At 37.2% G+C, this 19,416-nt stretch carries 20 protein-coding genes; all 20 read right to left on the bottom strand.

Annotation, left to right across the window (positions count from 1 at the left end; all coding sequences use genetic code 11):
- Positions 1 to 5 precede the first annotated feature (5 nt).
- On the bottom strand, positions 6 to 1,181 hold the full coding sequence (locus HMPREF1140_RS06450) for a ribose-phosphate pyrophosphokinase (protein WP_009663059.1): 1,176 nt from the start codon (positions 1,179 to 1,181) through the stop codon (positions 6 to 8).
- A gap of 10 nt (positions 1,182 to 1,191) precedes the next feature.
- Positions 1,192 to 2,214 carry an ATP-binding protein gene (locus HMPREF1140_RS06445; RefSeq protein ID WP_009663071.1) on the bottom strand — a complete coding sequence of 341 codons (1,023 nt, stop codon included), beginning with the start codon at positions 2,212 to 2,214 and terminating at the stop codon, positions 1,192 to 1,194.
- A gap of 19 nt (positions 2,215 to 2,233) precedes the next feature.
- A complete protein-coding gene (locus HMPREF1140_RS06440) occupies positions 2,234 to 3,487 on the bottom strand; it encodes a DnaD domain protein (protein WP_009663019.1) in 1,254 nt (417 codons plus the stop codon).
- Between the two features lie 36 nt (positions 3,488 to 3,523).
- Entirely contained in the window at positions 3,524 to 4,900 is a 1,377-nt protein-coding gene (murC, locus tag HMPREF1140_RS06435; RefSeq protein WP_009663073.1) for a UDP-N-acetylmuramate--L-alanine ligase, read from the bottom strand.
- Between the two features lie 21 nt (positions 4,901 to 4,921).
- Positions 4,922 to 5,494, bottom strand: coding sequence for a flavin reductase family protein (locus HMPREF1140_RS06430; RefSeq protein ID WP_035620038.1), 573 nt, complete (start codon positions 5,492 to 5,494; stop codon positions 4,922 to 4,924).
- Complete coding sequence (locus HMPREF1140_RS06425) at positions 5,484 to 6,233, bottom strand: shikimate kinase (protein ID WP_009663052.1); 750 nt, start codon at positions 6,231 to 6,233, stop codon at positions 5,484 to 5,486. Before HMPREF1140_RS06425 ends, HMPREF1140_RS06430 begins: the two co-directional genes overlap by 11 nt.
- Positions 6,234 to 6,240: 7 nt before the next feature.
- Positions 6,241 to 7,902 (bottom strand): putative manganese-dependent inorganic diphosphatase, encoded by a 1,662-nt coding sequence (locus tag HMPREF1140_RS06420; RefSeq protein ID WP_009662980.1) that lies wholly within the window; start codon positions 7,900 to 7,902, stop codon positions 6,241 to 6,243.
- A gap of 9 nt (positions 7,903 to 7,911) precedes the next feature.
- Positions 7,912 to 8,829 (bottom strand): nucleotidyltransferase family protein, encoded by a 918-nt coding sequence (locus tag HMPREF1140_RS06415; protein WP_009663063.1) that lies wholly within the window; start codon positions 8,827 to 8,829, stop codon positions 7,912 to 7,914.
- 25 nt (positions 8,830 to 8,854) lie between these two features.
- Positions 8,855 to 10,312, bottom strand: a complete 1,458-nt coding sequence (gene guaB, locus HMPREF1140_RS06410; RefSeq protein WP_009663158.1) for an IMP dehydrogenase — start codon at positions 10,310 to 10,312, stop codon at positions 8,855 to 8,857.
- A 102-nt stretch (positions 10,313 to 10,414) separates the two neighbouring features.
- A complete protein-coding gene (purD, locus tag HMPREF1140_RS06405; RefSeq protein ID WP_009663086.1) occupies positions 10,415 to 11,689 on the bottom strand; it encodes a phosphoribosylamine--glycine ligase in 1,275 nt (424 codons plus the stop codon).
- Positions 11,686 to 12,282, bottom strand: a complete 597-nt coding sequence (gene purN / locus HMPREF1140_RS06400; RefSeq protein WP_009663114.1) for a phosphoribosylglycinamide formyltransferase — start codon at positions 12,280 to 12,282, stop codon at positions 11,686 to 11,688. Before purN ends, purD begins: the two co-directional genes overlap by 4 nt.
- A gap of 10 nt (positions 12,283 to 12,292) precedes the next feature.
- Entirely contained in the window at positions 12,293 to 13,318 is a 1,026-nt protein-coding gene (gene purM / locus HMPREF1140_RS06395) for a phosphoribosylformylglycinamidine cyclo-ligase (protein WP_009663117.1), read from the bottom strand.
- 63 nt (positions 13,319 to 13,381) lie between these two features.
- Positions 13,382 to 13,891, bottom strand: coding sequence for a 5-(carboxyamino)imidazole ribonucleotide mutase (purE, locus tag HMPREF1140_RS06390; protein WP_009663043.1), 510 nt, complete (start codon positions 13,889 to 13,891; stop codon positions 13,382 to 13,384).
- A 93-nt stretch (positions 13,892 to 13,984) separates the two neighbouring features.
- Positions 13,985 to 16,042, bottom strand: coding sequence for an aminopeptidase (locus HMPREF1140_RS06385; protein ID WP_009663143.1), 2,058 nt, complete (start codon positions 16,040 to 16,042; stop codon positions 13,985 to 13,987).
- Positions 16,006 to 16,431: a hypothetical protein gene (locus tag HMPREF1140_RS06380; protein ID WP_009663141.1), complete on the bottom strand. Its 426-nt coding sequence runs from the start codon at positions 16,429 to 16,431 to the stop codon at positions 16,006 to 16,008. The genes HMPREF1140_RS06385 and HMPREF1140_RS06380 overlap by 37 nt, the downstream gene beginning before the upstream one ends.
- The gene (locus HMPREF1140_RS06375; protein ID WP_009663033.1) at positions 16,428 to 16,880 is read right to left on the bottom strand and encodes a VanZ family protein; all 453 of its coding nucleotides are present in this window, start codon (positions 16,878 to 16,880) and stop codon (positions 16,428 to 16,430) included. Before HMPREF1140_RS06375 ends, HMPREF1140_RS06380 begins: the two co-directional genes overlap by 4 nt.
- 1 nt (position 16,881) lies before the next feature.
- Positions 16,882 to 17,031: a hypothetical protein gene (locus HMPREF1140_RS13530; RefSeq protein WP_009662989.1), complete on the bottom strand. Its 150-nt coding sequence runs from the start codon at positions 17,029 to 17,031 to the stop codon at positions 16,882 to 16,884.
- Between the two features lie 17 nt (positions 17,032 to 17,048).
- Positions 17,049 to 17,720 (bottom strand): orotate phosphoribosyltransferase, encoded by a 672-nt coding sequence (pyrE, locus tag HMPREF1140_RS06365; protein ID WP_009663014.1) that lies wholly within the window; start codon positions 17,718 to 17,720, stop codon positions 17,049 to 17,051.
- A 19-nt stretch (positions 17,721 to 17,739) separates the two neighbouring features.
- Positions 17,740 to 18,645: a dihydroorotate dehydrogenase gene (locus tag HMPREF1140_RS06360; protein ID WP_009663130.1), complete on the bottom strand. Its 906-nt coding sequence runs from the start codon at positions 18,643 to 18,645 to the stop codon at positions 17,740 to 17,742.
- Positions 18,642 to 19,406 carry a dihydroorotate dehydrogenase electron transfer subunit gene (locus HMPREF1140_RS06355; protein WP_009663156.1) on the bottom strand — a complete coding sequence of 255 codons (765 nt, stop codon included), beginning with the start codon at positions 19,404 to 19,406 and terminating at the stop codon, positions 18,642 to 18,644. The genes HMPREF1140_RS06360 and HMPREF1140_RS06355 overlap by 4 nt, the downstream gene beginning before the upstream one ends.
- Between the last annotated feature and the right edge of the window lie 10 nt (positions 19,407 to 19,416).

Raw genomic sequence — 19,416 nt, 5'->3', positions numbered from 1 at the left:
ATATCCTATTTGTTATTTTTTACCTTCTCAAGTAAATTGTTGATTCTGTTTGTAGGTGTCAATAGACCGCTTATAGTAGAATCATGGTTCAAATTGTCAATAATAAGAGCAACATACTTACTCATCTCAACATTGTAATAATAAGGTTTGCTTAAGAGATTAGGTGACTGGTACACTAAGTTTGTTGTAAATATACCGTCGATAATACCGTTCTCATAATATTTATCAAATTTTGCAAAGCCGTTTGTGAACAGTCCGAAAGTTGCACAGACAAAGACTCTTTTGGCCTTTCTCTTTTTAAGTTCCTTAGCGACTTCCTGAACACTCTCACCTGAAGATATCATATCGTCAATGATTACAAGATCTTTACCTTCGACATCGGAGCCCAAAAACTCATGTGCGATAATCGGATTTCTGCCGTCAACCACCTTTGTATAATCTCTTCTTTTGTAGAACATACCTACATCAAGCTTCAGCATATTTGCAAAATATATTGCCCTTCTCATTCCGCCTTCATCAGGAGAAATAATCATCATATGATCCGAATCAACCTGTAAATCCGGGAAATGTCTTAGAAGTCCCTTTGTATACTGATAAATCGGCTGCACAGTTTCAAATCCCTTTAAAGGAATCGCATTTTGTACTCTTGGATCATGAGCATCAAATGTAATGATGTTGTCAACACCCATATTGGTGAGTTCCTGTAATGCCAATGCGCAGTCCAAAGACTCTCTTCCGGTCTTTTTATGCTGACGACTCTCATATAAGAAAGGCATTATAACAGTTATTCTTCTTGCCTTTCCGGCTATTGCCGCAATAATTCTTTTAAGATCCTGGAAATGATCATCCGGTGACATATGATTTATTTTTCCTGACAGTGAATAAGTCATGGAATAATTGCATACATCCACAAGCAAATATAAATCATCACCTCTTACAGATTCCTCTATAGTTCCCTTAGCCTCACCTGAGCCGAATCTTGAGATGGTTGATTTTATAATATAATCTTCTTTCTCATACTCTGAGAATAAAAGTGTATCCTTATGCTCACTTTCTCTCTCTTTACGCCACTCTACAAGGTAATTATTTACTTTTTTTGTAAAATCCTCCATTCCTTTAAGAGGTATAAGTCCCAAAGGACCTACAGGAATAGAATCAATTTTTTTATCTTCGTACAGCATTTTCCCTCCATTACAGCTTTGCTCTAATATCATTTCCAAATAATCTTATATACATGAAACTCTTTCTTATTCTTGAAGTAACTCTCTCACTGTATATATCTCTCATTTCATCCAGACTGAGATTAGTCGATATTATAGTAGATTTTTCGGTGTTAACCCTACGGTTTATTATATGGAAAAATTCGGTAGTTGTAAAGTGATTGGAAAGTTCCGTGCCCAGATCGTCAATTATCAGCATATCACTTTCATACACTTCTTCAATGAGAAGCAAATATTTTTGATCCTCACTTTTTTCCATCTTAACCTTTACCAATGCTTCAAAAAGTTCTTTTGCACTTAGGTATATTACGGAATAATATCTGTCAAGTAATACCTTGGCTATACAATTGCTTAAATATGTCTTTCCTACACCGGTATTACCGCTGAATATAATATTTCTTCTGTCATTTTCGTCAGAAGCCGTATCAACAGCATTTTTGCTTCCGTCTATTTTAAAATATTTGTCTGCAAATTTCTCACAAAATCTTTTTACACCCTCCATATAAGCGGCATTTGTCATATTCTGCCCCGGAAGTATCGTTTTATTATCATAATAATCGAATGAGAAATTTTCAAAATTTTCTTTACTTAATATATTTTCAAGATTTGATTGAGCATACAGGAGTTTCCTTATCTTTAACTTAATGCAATGACATTTTTTTCCGTCTATATATCCTGTATCCTTACAGTCTTTGCAATCATATGTTATTTCCATATAATCCTTCGGAAAGCCGGCAGCGCACAAAAGTTCTTCTTTTTTGTTTTTTATACTGTCAATATCTGTTTTTAAATCATTTATTGACAATATTCCCGATTTCAAGCTTTCTTTATATCTTGAAACAGCCACACTTCCTGTGGAATTGTTTAATTCCTTCATTTCAGGTATCTTTTCATATACCTCTTCAATTCTTCTGACCTGTGCGGCTCTGTTATTTGCTCTTATATTTTCATATTCTCTCATTATTGCGTTATATGAGGAATTATCTATAGCCATACATCTCCTTTAAGCCAAACTATAAATTGTTCAGCTCATTTAAAAACTTGTCCTGCATATCGGAATCAATATTGTCATTCCTCTGCTCAAAATTATTGAACTTTGAACCTGAAGCGGTATTTGAAGTTTTCGGAGCCGCCTTTACCTTCTCATCATGTTTTTCATCCTGAGTTTTTATGTCTGAAAGTGTGCGTACATTCTCATTATGCCATCTTGTAAGTATACCGTCGGCATATGAAAAACTCTGTGATGATGTGTTAAGTACTGTTCTGCTGATGGCTTCAACAACTATCTCCGTGCTGAATCCATACTCATCAAACCACTTTTTAACAAATCTCAATTCAACCGGTGCCAAAACTCTGTCATATATTCCAAAGGCCTTTAACACTGCTTTATTTTCATTGAAATATTTTACATTGTCTTCTTTGGCTTCCTCAACTGTAGTAATGCCTTTTTCATGGAATGAAAGTGCCACTCTTTCGATATAATTTATACTCTTTTTACCTTTTTGTACCGAAACTTCCGCTATGTACTCAAGTAAATCCTTTGACATACCCACAACATCATAAAGATATGCCAGCTTTTCGGTATCTGTAGGTGTAAATATCTTTTCCGTATATGTCTGCACACAGAATACCAGTTCCTGAAAATCTTCATCTCCTTTTAACTTGGTCAAATCCACCAGACTTCTGTCAGGAAGCTTTGGCGGCTCTGTTTTTACCTCAGGTATCTCGTTCTCGACCTTTACTTCGCTCTCTGAATTATTCTCTACATCGGTATCTTTGTCCGGATCAAGCGTTTCCTTATCGCTTTCTTTTGGATTCTTTGCTTCATCAAGGCTTTCCGATTTAACATTATTCTCTTTTAAAGCTTCCGCTCCCATACCTGCTTCAAGCATTTCTCGTCTTTTATATACTTCTTTTGCCGCCGTCAGAATACGTCTTGCTTCCTCAAGTTCTTCTTTTGAAGGCATGCCCTTTGTAATAAGAACTTCTTCAAAGTCATCGCCGTTTCCAAGCTTACCTATATTCTCAGCCTTTTCTATCAATGCTCCGCTCTTGCACCAGTATGCTATAGCTCTTTCAACATCCTTTATAGTAAGTTCAAGGGCATCGGCTATGATTTCGGGATTTATCAGTCTGTCAGCATTTCTCAGCATAAAAAGGTATACCTTTATATAATCACCGTTCGCCTTTAGCATATATTTATCTATAAATTCTGACGGCAAACTTACAATGCTTGTTATATCTGCCTTTAAAAATTCGTACTTCATAGCTCTCCCTTTGTCTTAAAACTATATCTCTATAAATTATTTTCCGAGTAAAAACTCACCCACTCTTAAGATATCTCCGGCACCCATGGTAATCAGTAAATCACCCTTTCTCAAATCCTCCAACAGATAATTTTCTATCTCATCAAAAGTCTCAAAACTTGTGGAATTTCCACCAAGTTCATTTATTCTTTTTGAGAGAAGATTTGAACTCATTCCAAGATTGTCTGTCTCTCTTGCAGGATAAATTTTTGCAATTATAACCTCGTCCACATTCTTTAATACATTGGCAAAATCATCAAAAAATGCTTTCGTTCTGGTATATGTATGTGGCTGAAATACAACTACAAGTCTGTCATGAGGATATCTCTTTGCAATATTTAATGTAGCCGATATCTCACTTGGGTGATGTGCATAGTCATCAACTATTGTGATACCGTCAAGTTTTCCCTTAACCTCAAATCTTCTGTCTACACCCTTAAACTCCGAAAGTCCTTTTCTTATATCTTCGATACTTACTCCAAGTTCAAAGGCAACGCAAATAGCAGCCAAGGCATTGTATATATTGTGGTTTCCTCCTACACAAAGTTTTACATTCTCATATGTCTCTTCTTTATGTACAAGATCAAATGTCGGATACCCCAAAGCGTCATATCTTATATTTGTAGCATAGCAGTCACTGTTTTCGGTTCCGTATCTTACCACATTGCCCTCAAACCCTTGTGTAATTTCTCTGTTGTTTTTAATCTTATCATTTATTATTATACAACCGTCAGGACTTGTATTTTTTGCGAAATTCTTAAAAGAGTTCCTAATTTCATCTAAATCCTTAAAGAAGTCCAGATGATCCTCTTCAATATTCAATATAACACCTACTGTAGGATATAACTCAAGAAAACTGTTTGTATATTCACAGGCTTCTGTAACAAATGTGTCACCCTTGCCTATATAAATATTTCCCTTTATCTTCTTTACAATACCTCCTACAGAGATTGTAGGGTCAAGCTTTGTATCAAGTAATATGTATGACAACATAGAAGTTGTTGTAGTCTTTCCATGTGTACCGCTTATTGCTATACTCTCTTTAAACTTCGACATTACATAGCCGAGAAGCTCCGCTCTGGTCATCATTTTTATATTCTTTTCTTTAGCCGCAATAAACTCAGGGTTATCATTATGTATGGCAGCCGTATATACAAACAAGTCTATATCATCACTGATATTCTCACTTTTTTGCCCTACAAATATTTTTACACCTCTGTCCTCAAGATCCTTTGTCCTGTTATTAGCCTTTGTATCAGAGCCGCTCACTTCAAAGTTCTTTTCAAAAAGTACTCTTGCAAGTCCGCTCATACTTATACCACCTATACCGCAAAAATATATGTGCTTTATATCATTAAATTTAATATTTTTCAAAAGATGCCTCCCAAGTTTACCTTATTTTCTTATTTTTTTCTTTCTTACACTATAACCAAAGGTACCAAGTACCTTTGAAAGTCCAATATACTCTCCATGATTATATACTACCATGTCAGCTTTTGTCAGGTCAAATTTGTTTTTTTCATCCATATATTTTGCATCTACGTTTACCGCAACCACCTTTGCTATAAACATATGATGTGAACCAAGCTCAATGATATCTTCAACTTTACATTCAATGCAAACCGGACTTTCTTTAATAGATGAAGCAGCTACCACCTTTGATGGCAACTGCTCTATCTTTAATACTTTCCATTTATCAATATCTCTGCCTGATTTTACACCGCATTCGTCCGCTGTTTTTGCCAACTTTTCATTTGTAAGATTTATAACAAATTCTCCGGACTTTTTTATTATATCATATGAATATCTGCTTGGTCTAAGGGAAATATAAACCATGGGCGGATTTGTACATATTGTACCTGTCCACGCCACAGTAACTATATCGCTTCTTCCTTCAGAGTCTGCACAACTTACCATTACCACCGGTACGGGGTATAGCATATTTCCGGGTTTAAAATCAATTCTCATTTTTCTTAAAGTATTTCTTTATATTTTTTCTTTTATTATTATTTGTTTTGTCTTTGTTGTTATTCGCTATATCAGATTTTTCTTTACTGAATCTGTCCTTAAAATTTTTATCTTTAAGGTTCTTTTCTCTGATTTTTTTCGCTGTTTTGCTCTTTTGTTCCGGATTCTTTTCCTGCTTATCTTTTGGTGCGAAAGGAACTCTCTTACTCTTGAAATTTCTTCTCTTTTTCGGCTTTTCACCCAATCTCTCACAGATTTCATCAATAGTCTTTGCCAATGATTTTTTCATCTCATTGACTGTAATATCGGCATACTTTTCATAAAGCGGAACTCTTTCAAGATAAAGATCCTTTAAACTTTGTCCTTCTTTTAAGGTGATTCCTCTCTCTCTTAAGTCCCCAAGTCTTGACTTTATAGCTGTATATGAAAGTTCCAGATATATTATTACACTGATTTCTTTTAGATGCTGCATGGCTTTTTCACCATATACCACACTGCCTCCCGGCGATATGATACTGTTGTCTAAATCCAATCCGGCATTTACCTCGTCCTCAATTTCTCTGAAACCTTCATCACCATGCTCTTCTATAAGTTCCTTTAAGAGCTTTCCATATTTTTCCTGAATAACAATATCGGTATCTACAAACTTTTTACCAAGTCTCTTGGCCAAGACCACGCCGACTGAGGACTTACCTGATGCAGGCATACCGATTAATGTAATGTTAGTTTTTTTTCCCATATCTCTCCTACATCTGTATTCCTATTACAAGACTTGGTACAAGCTGTTTTTTCCTTGAAACCACCGAAGCAAGCTCTATTACACCTGAATCATTTATCTCATAAACACCTTCTTCGATTCTGAATGACTTCATCACAAGAGCCATCGCACCTGAACCGACACATATAAGTCTTGTTGACTGCTCCAATATATTGGTAAGCATAAAGAACATCATATCCTCGGCACTGTTTTCATGAAGCTTTACAAGGAATGGCAGGAGTCTGTTTTCAATATCGCTCAGCTCTTCCTCATTCAAGGAACTGATCTGTCCTATTCCTATATTAATTTTCCCAAGTGCAAATGTCTTATAATCCTGATGGAAAATCTGCTCATCGGTCTTACCTGTAAGATTACTTGCCGAAGCAAACATCTGGTTTGCATACTTTTCTATATCAATACCTGCAATTCTTGCAAGGTCAAGGCCTGCAGCCTTATCCACTTCAGTACATGTAGGTGATCTGAAAAGTAAAGTATCCGATATGATAGCGGAGCAAAGAAGACCTGCAATCTGCTTTGGAATCTCAACCCCCTTTTCATGGTACATTTGATAAATAATTGTAGATGTACATCCGAGAGGCTGATTTCTGAAATAGACAGGTCCTATAGTCTCCACTGTCCCCAGTCTGTGATGATCTATTATCTCAAGCACATTTGCATGTTCTATACCGTCCACCGCCTGACTCTTTTCATTATGATCCACCATAATGACTCTCTTACCCTTGGCACCTAGAAGGTTTCTTCTTGAAAACATTCCAAGATATTTTCCGTTTTTATCAAGTATAGGGAAGTCTCTATGTCTTACAGTCGCCATTACTTCCTTTATTTCATCCAGATAATCTTCATTTTCAAATGTTATAAGATTTTCGGTTTTCATAAAGTAATTTATAGGCATGGACTGATTTATAAGTCTTGCTACGGTAAATGTATCATAGGCCGTTGTAATTATAGTTGTTCCGTGATCCTTTGCAAGCTTCTTTATAGTCATAGATGCACCGGCACCCTCACATACTATAATGCATGCCGCACCCATCTCAATGGCACAAAGTTGCATCTCATATCTGTTTCCCAGTATTACAAGATCATCCTTCTCTATATAATATTCCATCATATCCGGATTTGCGGCGGCAACAACTACTTTACCTGAATTAAAATAGGCCTTTTCATCACCCACTACCAAAGTTCCTTCAATTGTTTCAATAATATTTGAATACCTTGTATTTGCTTTTGCAAGTATTCTGCTGTCATATATATTCATATATGAATTTGCAATATCACTGACCGATATTATTCCTTCAAGATCACCTTCACTGTTTACAGCAGGTAAAGTCACTACATCAAGTTCCTGCATAAGTCCCCAGGCTTTTTTAAATGATATATTCTTATCAACGCCCTTTGTATGCTTTATCTCAACATCTTTTACTTGAGTTTTTACACTTTCAGTAAGCTTAGGCGGTTTAACCTTGAAGTAATTAAGTACAAATTTGGTTTCCTCATTGATTTCGCCGGCACGCCTTGGTAAAAACTCCCCCTCTTCAGTTTTTGACTTTAGATCGGCATAACCTATAGCCGCACAGATTGAATCCGTATCCGGGTTCTTATGTCCCATTATCAATGTTCTAAGCTTTGTCATAAATTCCTCTTAATCAAAAATTTTATCAGGGTAAACTCCCTTATCTACTAAGGCTCTTATTGAATTAACAACAATCTCCTTATCTTCCTTATATGTTACTCCAAACCACTTGTCATGGCTCTTTAATACTTCCACACTTATTCTGTCAGCCTTGATAGCCTCATCTATTACTGACGGCAATAAGTACTCATTTTTCAACTCATTTGTCATGCTACCAAGGAACTTCGGAAAACCTTCTTTCAAAATATCAAGAAATTCAGGTGTAAGTCCCCACATATTCATTGAAACGATATCATCAAGATTTACATCTCTTTTATTACCGTTTTCATCAACAGCATTTAATACCCCGTCTTTTACTTCAATCTCAAAAGTCTCGGTCACATCGGCGAGCTTATTGTTTGCATCGGCCTTACATACTCCTCTTGTAACTCCTCCATTGTCTGAAAGAGTATTCTTAAGTACAAAGCCTGCCATACACAGATCGAGCTTTTTGCTGTTTTTGTCCATCTTATTTGCCATATAGTCATATATTACTTTAAACCCTTCTTTTCCGTAATAATCATCCGCATTTATTACTACAAACGGTTCATTTACAATGCCTTTTACAGAAAGCAAAGCCTGTCCTGTTCCCCATGGCTTGCTTCTTTCTTTCGGGCATTCAAATCCTTCCGGCAAATCGTTAAGATCCTGAAAAGCATAATCCACATCTATATATTTCTTTACTCTGTCCCCGATGATTTCTTTAAAATCCTTCTCCAAATCGTGACGGATTATAAATACAACTCTGTTAAATCCGGCTTCCTTCGCATCATATATGGAATAATCCATAATAATCTCACCGTTTGGTCCTACCGGTGCCAATTGCTTTATGCCTCCGCCAAATCTCGAGCCGATGCCGGCCGCCATAACTACTAATGTTGCATTCATCTTCTATCCCCCTTATGTTTATTTTTTAGTTATCTTCCGATGAATAGTTCGGTGCTTCTTTTGTTATATGTATATCATGAGGATGACTCTCTTTTAAGGATGCGGCACTTATTTTTATAAATTCCGAAGTTTCCTGAAGAGTCTTTATATCCTTCGCCCCACAATATCCCATACCCGATCTGAGTCCTCCAAGCAGCTGGAATACGGTGTCTTCCACCAGTCCCTTATATGCCACTCTTCCTTCTACTCCCTCAGGTACAAGTTTTTTTGCATCTGTCTGGAAATATCTGTCCTTGCTGCCTTTTTCCATAGCCGCAAGAGAACCCATACCACGGTATACTTTATATTTTCTGCCTTGATATAATTCAAAGTCTCCCGGTGATTCATCACATCCTGCAAAGAGTGAGCCCATCATACATACATTTCCGCCTGCTGCCAATGCCTTTGTAATATCACCTGAAAATTTGATTCCTCCATCTGCAATTATAGGTATATTATACTCCTTTGCCACAGCATAGCAATTCATTATTGCACTGATTTGCGGTACACCTATACCTGCAACAACTCTCGTGGTACATATAGACCCCGGTCCTATGCCGACCTTTACACAGTCCGCTCCCGCTTCAATAAGAGTTTTTGTTGCCTCACCCGTTGCCACATTTCCGGCTATAACCGGAAGTTTCGGATATTTTTCCTTAATTGCCTTTATACAGTCAATTACGTTTTTGGAATGTCCATGTGCGGAATCAAGCACCACAACATCAACCTTTGCATTTACAAGGGCTTCACATCTTTCAAGTACATTTCCTGTGATTCCAAGTGCGGCTCCGCAAAGCAGTCTCCCTTGAGAATCCTTGGCTGAATTAGGGTACTTTATCTGCTTTTCTATATCTTTTATTGTAATAAGCCCTTTAAGATTACCGTCATTATCTACTATGGGAAGCTTCTCCACACGGGCACGTGCCAATATCTTCTTGGCCTCATCCAAAGTAGTACCTTCAAGTGCCGTAACCAGATTCTCTCTTGTCATGCACTCGGATATTTTCTTTGTATAATCTTCTTCAAATTTCAAATCTCGATTTGTAATAATACCTACAAGCTTTTTCCCTTCCGTTATAGGAACTCCTGAGATTCTATACTTTGCCATCAGCTCATTGGCATCTGAAAGTGTATGCTCAGGAGAAAGATAAAAAGGATCCGTAATAACTCCGTTTTCCGATCTCTTTACCTTATCAACTTCCTGTGCCTGCTCCTCAATACTCATATTCTTATGAATAATTCCGATTCCGCCCTGTCTGGCCATAGCTATAGCCATTCTATGTTCTGTAACAGTATCCATTCCTGCACTCATCAAAGGAATATTTAATTTAATATTCTTTGTTAAATATGTAGAAATATCGATTTGATTTCCTATAACTTCTGAATATGCCGGTTGCAATAGTACATCATCAAATGTGATGCCTTCACCTATGATCCTTGCCATGGTTTTTCTCCTTTTTTGCCGGATATACATTGACCGTCCACACGGCTCAATGCATTTTCTATTACTTTTTTCTCATTAGTCTAACAAATACAAACTACTGTGTCAATCGTTGTCAAGTATACTTATACCGATATCATTTCTCATATACTTGTTTTCAAAATCCACAAGTTTTGTGGCTTCATAAGCCTTTTTTCTTGCATCTTTTAGTGTGGCGGCCTTGGCGGTAATTCCAAGAACTCTACCTCCGTTTGTAACTATATCGGCTCCGTCCCTTTTTGTACCTGCATGGAAGCAGTATAAATCATCTCTACCGTTAAAATTTTCAAATCCGGTTATCTTCTTTCCCTTTTCATACTCAAGCGGATAGCCTTCACTTGCAAGTACTACGCATACTGCGGCATTGTTTTCAAATTTAAGCTCGATTTTATCCAAAGTTTTGTCAATACAGGCTTCAATAACATCTATAATATCATTTTCCATTCTTGGAAGTACTACCTGAGTTTCAGGATCTCCGAATCTTGCATTGTACTCAAGTACCTTCACCCCGTTATCTGTAAGCATCAGTCCATAGAAAATTATACCTATAAACTCTCTGCCCTCGGCTCTCATAGCATCCACGGTTTTTTGATAAATGTGCTCCTTACAATACTTATCTATTTCTTCGGTATAAAAAGGACTCGGACTGAAAGTTCCCATACCACCGGTATTTAAACCCTCATCACCGTCTTTGGCTCTTTTATGATCCTGTGCCGAAGTCATAAGTGCATAGTGCTTTCCGTCTACAAATGACAGTACACTGACTTCTCTTCCCTCTAAGAATTCCTCAATAACTATAGTATTTCCGGCATCTCCAAATGATTTTTTGGTCATCAGCTCTTCTATTCCGGATATTGCCTCACTCTTGTCCTTACAAATCAGCACACCCTTTCCAAGTGCCAACCCGTCGGCTTTAAGTACCACAGGGTATTTGACATTTTCAAGATACTTCAAAGCCTCTTTCGGATCACTGAAGTTTTCATATCCGGCTGTAGGTATATCATACTTTTTCATAAGATCTTTTGAGAAAGCCTTTGAACCTTCCAGTATTGCGGCATTTTTCCTCGGCCCGAATACCCTAAGTCCCTCAGCTTCAAAGCAATCAACTATGCCTTTTACAAGGGGATCATCCATTCCGACTATCGTTAAATCTATCTTTTCTTTCTTTGCAAAGTCTGTCAGAGCATTAAAATCCATAACAGATATTGCTACATTTGTTGCAATATCTTCAGTGCCTGCATTACCCGGAGCCACATAAATTTCGGGGTTTCTTTTACTCTCCGATAATTTCTTTACTATGGCATGCTCTCTGCCGCCCCCACCAATTACTAAAATTTTCATAAGCTCTCTCCATTTGCAATTTTTTCAATAGCCTTAGGTAAAATAATCCATTCAGCCTCTTCCATTACTCTTTTTTGCAAGGACTTTGCATCATCTTCCGGGTGAATATCCACAGCTTTTTGAAGTATTATCCTGCCGGTATCTATTCCGGCATCTACAAAATGTACTGTGGCTCCTGTTACCTTAACACCTCTTTTTAATGCAGACTCATGAACTTTCAAACCATAGTAACCCTTACCGCAAAAGCTTGGAATCAAGGAAGGATGGATATTTATTATTTTATTTTCAAAAGCTTTTACTATATCCTCCGATATATTTACCAAAAAGCCTGCCAGTACTATCAAATCAGGATTAAGCCTTTTCAGTTCATAAAGTAATGCCTTATTAAACTCATCTCTGTTTGAAAAGTTTTTAGGTGAGATACATTTTGCATCTATTCCAGCATTTTTTGCTCTTTCCAAGGCATATGCATCACTGTTATTTGATATAACGGCTTTTATTTTTACATTTTTTATCTGTTTTTCTTCTATTGCTTTTATAATTGCGGCAAGATTGGTGCCACCTCCCGAAACCAGACATACAATATCAAACATTATCGCTCCTTTATATAAGCTCTATCCCCTTTGTTCCTTTTTCTATATATCCGATTTCATATGCCGACTCTCCCAAAGCCTTTAGAGCTTCAAGTGTTTTTGAAACATCAGACTTATCAACAGCTATCACCATTCCGAGTCCCATATTGAAGGTATTGTACATCATCTCTTCTTTAATATCACCTGTCTTTGCCATAAGTTTAAATATAGCCGGTATTTCATAGGAGTCTTTTCTTACCACAGCTTTAGTATCTTCAATAAGCATTCTGGGAATATTTTCATAGAATCCTCCACCTGTAATATGTGAGCAGGCTTTAATCTTTATATTTTTATCTCTAACAGCTTTAAGTGCCTTCACATATATTTTTGTAGGTGCTAAAAGTGCTTCTCCCAAAGTTTTCCCAAGTTCATCATAGTAGGTGTCCAAGGCTTCCTTTGTCATATCAAAAACTTTTCTTACCAAAGAAAATCCGTTTGAATGTACACCGCTTGAAGCAATACCTATCAAAACATCTCCTGCCTTTAAATCTTTCCCGTCAATAAGATCGCATTTGTCGGCAACACCTACACAAAAGCCTGCCAAATCGTATTCGTCTACAGGATAAAATCCCGGCATTTCTGCAGTTTCACCACCTATAAGTGCTGCTCCCGAATGTATACATCCGTCCGCTACACCTTTTACAATCGTTGCTATTTTTTCGGGATCGTTTTTTCCACAGGCTATATAGTCAAGGAAAAACAGCGGTTCACCTCCTGCACAGGCCACATCATTAACACACATAGCGACACAGTCAATGCCTATACTGTCATGTTTATCCGTTAAAAAAGCCAGTTTCAGCTTTGTTCCGACTCCGTCAGTTCCGGATAAAAGAACAGGCTCTTTCATATTCTTTATCTTACTTAAAGAAAATGCACCTGAAAAACCTCCCAGTCCGCCAAGAACTTCCGGTCTCATAGTAGCTTTTACATGTTGCTTCATCAGCTCAACGGCCTTATAACCTGCTTCAATATCCACGCCGGCACTCTTGTAATCCATATTACCTCCAATATACAAAACAAAAACAACTATACAAAGAAGAAAGAACTGAAATTATAGGAATCAGCCTTTCAAAAAAGTATCAACTCCCACATCTTTTAATCTTTTATCCTTGGCTTCCACCTCTTTTGCCATGCCGTCGCTGAATTTTTCAAGTTTGTCAAAGAGCTCTTCATTACTTAAGGCAAGTATCTTTGTTGCAAGTATTCCCGCATTTTTTGCACCGTTTATAGCCACGGTCGCTACCGGAATTCCGCCCGGCATTTGAACTATAGAATATAAAGAATCCACACCTCCAAGATCTGAAGTCTTTATCGGTACTCCGATTACAGGGAGAGGTGTAAGTGCCGCACACATTCCCGGAAGATGTGCCGCCTTCCCTGCACCTGCTATTACCGTCTTTATTCCCCTTTTCTTTAAATCTCTTGCCCAGGCGAAGAAAATATCGGGCTCTCTGTGTGCTGAAATGATGTTATATTCATATTCAACACCCATCTCTCTCAGGAAATCTCCGGCGGCTCTCATAACATTTAAATCCGAATCGCTCCCCATAACTATAGCAACCTCAACCATACTTACCTCCATTGTGAAAAATAATATTATTGTATAACTAACCATAGGCTTTGTTTTACAAAATAATTTGTAAAACAAAGCCTATGGATCTCTTTATTCGTTCAATATTTCACTGCCTTCAAGCACAAATCTGCCGTCTTTGATGATATAAGTATTTGTACCGTCAGGTTCATTTGTATAAATATCCCCAAGCTCAACCAAAGGGATAGTAATGTCCGTATGACAATTAAAATATGCGCTCTTGATATCTGTCTTTCTCTTTATAGAGCATTCATTATCTCTGGCAATAATAGCCTTGCCGTCAGGATTGTAAGAAACATTTTCTTCATCATGTGAATAACATGTATCTCCGAACGCAAAATGAGGTCCCATTTTTTCAGCAATCAAAATAGGCATTTTCTCAAAAATGTCATACTTCTTAGCTACATTATAAGCAACCACATTTGTTCCTATGGCAAACTCTCCCATAGGTAGAGACTTATGTCCCTTTAAGATGGAATCTTCAACCATTCTTCTGTTATCTTCTCTTGTCTCAAAGTTCTCGCAGATATAGTCCTCAATCATACCGTTCTTTACAGTTATGCAAAGATTCTTTAAATGATATCCTGCCAAAAAAACATCCTTAACAAAAAGTGTACCATTGGTACCTGCAAGCACCGGAGATGTAAACACCTCACCTACAGGAATATTTACATCAGCTCCACAGTTTTCAAAATTTGTTTCCTTAGAAGGCTCCTTTAACTCATGAAGCTTTATAGTAAGGTCTGTCTTATTATCCTTACCTCCGATAACTCTTACAGTATCAGCCTTATCAAGGGCATCTATAATCTTTTGCTGCGCTACTTTGTATTTGCCGGCATCCAAAGTATTTATTCTGATAATATCGTTAAATATATTTGAATAACCTTTAGGCTCCTTTGCAATACTTGGAAGTGGCCATGCAATAATACAGAATGCAGTACCGGAAGTATCTATATACTCATCCTGTAAAAGCATCATATCATTTCTGTAATTGTTCATCAAATTATTTTGCTTTTCAACAAAAGAATTGGCTGCAATTTTCTTTACAGGCAAAAATTCAGTGTCACCGAATGCGTCCATCAATGCAGGACCGCCGTAGCGAGCCATATTTTCCTTTATCTCTTCAAATGTCTGCTTACTTATCTCAAATTTTCTGTCAAGATATGCCTTCTTTGTAAAGATATTCATATCATACTTATGATCGTACTCAAACTGTCTGTTAACACCGCCGCTGCAAATACCTCTATTTCTGATATGTGACATATCTGCAAGTCTGTAAGGCTTTCTGTCAAGCACCACCTCAAATCCCATGTCTTCAAACAGAATAACAGCTTCTTTTACTATTCTCTCAAATCCGATGCGGTATATCAAAGATACAATACTTCTCTTTGAGATATCCTTTTGCATTGCAACAAAACCGTCTCTATATCCGTCTACAAAAGTTTTTGCACATAGCCTGACAGTCTCCATATCAAGTGAATTAAGGTATTTTGCAGTTTTTATCTCATTTTCACCGATGTATTCTCCGAATTTAAAAAGATATCTTAGATCGGACAGATCATCATTCATAATTATATTATAAAAAAATCTGTTGGAAGTAGTGAAGCTTTCTATTATCTTTTTTCTTGCTGTGATATCAAGGTAATCGGAAGCGTACCAATAAATAGCCTCGGAGATTTCCTTGGCATCTCCTCCCTCAAGGCATATACCGTATACCTGTAAAAACAGTTCCAAAATATTGACAAATCCTTCAAGGTCTCCCTCAAATACTGTTATAAGCGCAGCCCTCACCTCAAAAGAAAGGCTTAAAAGCGGTGACACAAACTCCTTGTCACACAGCTTCTCCAATACATCAGGATTGTATACGGATTTATCATAGTTTTCTTCTTTTAAATCATAAAAAAGTTCATTTTGAGATACGGTAAGTTCTTCAAAGCTTTGCTTTTCAAACTCTCCTGTATCTCTTTTTATTCTCAAATCATTTACTTGTTCCAAAAAGCGTGAGAGTTTCAAGAAAAAATCACCAAACATGATATCTTTCTCAGATTTTATCTGAGAAATCCTCTCCATTGCCAGATTTATTCTCTCTACTATCAGCCTGTTATCCCAAGAATAAATATCATACACCATAGTAAAAATAAAACTCCTCCAATTATTGTAGTAATCACCGAAAGTGATTTCCTTGCCGTACCCTGTTTAAAAGATTTTAGCGAATAATAAAATCCCGCCGCCGCAAATAGAAATGAACAAAGTGCAAAAGCCGATACCTGAGTACTTGGTGCACCCTGATTTTCTATCACTTTTCTTACAGCAAAGACAAGCAGCACCACGGCAACAATATCCATAAACAGTGCAAATTTTGCATCCTTTGCAAATGGTCGTCTCATATAGTCGACCATATCTTTTCTACTTGTGGCAAACTTGACCTTGTCCTCTGCCGATAAAAATCTGTCGGAGTCCAAAATATTTTCTTCTCTTCTAAAAGGAATTCCTATTCTCTTTTTTTTAAAAAAACTCATTCCCGTCTCCATATGATAAATTTAAACAGAATAAAAATAATATATCCCAGAAAAACTCCAAATGTATTCAGTATAATATCGTCCACGTCAAAGCTTCCGACATTGGTCAAAAGCTGTATAACTTCCACCATAAGTGAAAACAGACAGCCCTGAATCAAAGTCCTGAAAAATGCATTTTTTCTTCTGCCGATTATCGGTCTGAAAAATCCGAAGGGCATAAAAGCAAGCACATTACCCCCAAGATTCATCACCGTTATCATACCAAGCTTATCAAAATTATCAATATATCTTCTTATCTCAAAAAACGGTGTTGTATTGTAACCATGTGCTTCAAGAGATATTCCTCTTCCAAATGCCTCTGCAAAAAAAAGAAAATAGCATAATACCAAAAGATATATTATAAATAAAACTATACCTGTGAATCTAAACTTAGTGCCAAGTTTATTCATATTAAAACTCTATATGTTTCTTTCCTGCCAGCAGTCTTGCTCCGTTTACAATTGACATAACACCTGTAGCAACTCCCACAACTATCATTATCACACCTATAGCAATTCCTGCTACGCCACAGAATTTCATAAGTTTATATGTCTTTTCCATCTTTCCTCCGCCGGATTTTATTTTACTCCGTAAATCTTGTAGTAATCATCTATGGCGGACTTCAATTTATCGTCTATTATAATCCTTCCGCCCACTTCTTTATTATAAAGATACTCTACAACTTCATTCATTGTAACGATTGCTGTAGTCTTTATACCATACTTTTCACTTATCTCCACAAGTGCCGACTTCTCACCTTGACCTCTTTCACATCTGTCAACACTTACTACAAGACCAAGCACATCTACATTTCCCTGCGCCTTAATAATAGGCAAAGTCTCCTCGATAGATGTTCCTGCTGTAGTCACATCCTCTATTATAACTATTTTATCTCCGTCTTTAATAGGTGAACCAAGTAAAATACCTGTATCTCCATGGTCTTTTACTTCTTTTCTGTTTGAACAGTATTTTACATCCACACCCTCTTCGCTGAGTGCCATTGATGTTGCAACACTAAGAGGAATACCTTTGTAAGCAGGTCCGAAAAGAATATCGAAATCATCACCGAAAGCACCTCTTATAGCCTTTGCATAATACTTTCCGAGCTTACTAAGCTGTGCTCCGCTTCTGTAAAATCCTGTATTAACAAAAAAAGGAGTCTTTCTTCCGCTCTTTGTCACAAAGTCCCCAAACTTTAAAACTTCACACTCTATCATAAAATCAATAAATTCTTTTTTATAATTTTCCATAAATTCTCCGTTCAAAGGTTTATTTTACCAAACCTATAATCTCATTTACATCTTTAAATCCGTTATTTTCAAGATAATCTTCAATACCTTTTGCTACCTCTATACTTGCACCCGGATTTATAAAATTTGCGGTTCCGACACTTACCATTGTGGCACCTGCAAGCATGAATTCTACTGCATCCTCAAAAGTAGCTATACCTCCCATACCTATTATAGGTATATTTACAGCATTTGCCACCTGATACACCATTCTGAGAGCAATAGGCTTAATGGCAGGTCCTGACATTCCGCCTGTCTTATTTGCTAATGCAAAACATCTCTTATTGATATCTATCTTCATACCGGTGATGGTATTTATAAGTGAAAGCGCATCGCTTCCTGCAGCCTCGGCAGCCCTTGCAATCTCTGTTATATCTGTAACATTCGGTGAAAGCTTCATGATAATAGGCTTCTTTGAATGAGCCTTCATCTGCTTTGTGATCTCACTTACACTCTCAACATTTGTACCGAAAGCAATTCCCCCATGTGATACATTCGGACAGGATATATTGATTTCAAACATATCCACATCCTCATCCGAGAGTCTTTCAACGGTTTCAATATAGTCCTCAACACTTCTTCCGCAGACATTTACTATTATCTTTGTATCCTTTTCTTTAAGGAATTTTAAATCTCTTTCAATAAAGGTATCCACTCCCGGGTTTTGAAGGCCGATAGCATTTAACATACCGCCGTAGACTTCCGCAATTCTAGGTGTGGGATTTCCCTCCCATGGAATATTTGCAACACCCTTTGTAGTTACCGCACCGAGTCTGTTTATATCTACAAGGTCTGCAAACTCTTCGCCATGTCCGAAGGTTCCGCTGGCAACCGTCACAGGATTTTTAAACTCCACTCCTGCAATCTTTACTTTTGTATTTATCATAGTTCCACCTCCAAAGCATTGAATACCGGCCCTTCAGTACAAACTCTTTTATTTTTTACCTTGGAGTGGCTGTCAATATCACTTGACTTACATGTACAAGCTAAGCATGCACCTATTCCACATGCCATCTTCTCTTCCAATGAAAGGAAACATTCTATATTATTTTCAGCCGCATATTTTTTTACAGCTCTAAGCATCGGAGTAGGTCCGCAGGCAAGTATTCTTTTTGCACTTAACTTGTTTTCTCTTATTGCATCCAATACATTACCCTTTGTGCCTATGCTTCCGTCTTCAGCGGCAATATATACTTTTCCGTGGCTTTCAAGTTCATTTGCAAGGAAAGTATTACTGTCTCTAAATCCGAGCACTATGATCTTCTCACCATCTAATTGCTTTGCAGTTTCAAGCATTGGAGGTATTCCTATACCTCCTCCTATGAGGATAGTAGACTTGGAATCTGTAGGAAAGCCGTTTCCAAGAGGCCCCAAAACTTTGATATCATCTCCGGTTTTTAAGTTTGAAAATTCCTTTGTTCCGGCATTTTCACCTGTAACTCTGTACACAAGCCTTATAGAGTCTTTGCCCACCTCACAAATACTTATAGGTCTTGGTAAAAGCTTTGAAGGATCCTTTGTATATACATTTACAAATTGTCCCGGCTTTGTGGTCTTTGCAATATCTGTCTTTATCCAAATCGAATAAATATCTTTACTCAGTTCGTCCTGGGAAAGTACCTTCCCATTATCCATTATCTTTGTCATTTCACTTCTC

Source organism: Lachnoanaerobaculum sp. ICM7 (genome assembly GCF_000287675.1).
In the GTDB taxonomy this organism is placed as follows: Bacteria; Bacillota; Clostridia; order Lachnospirales; family Lachnospiraceae; genus Lachnoanaerobaculum.
This window is presented reverse-complemented; position numbering and strand designations above follow the sequence as displayed.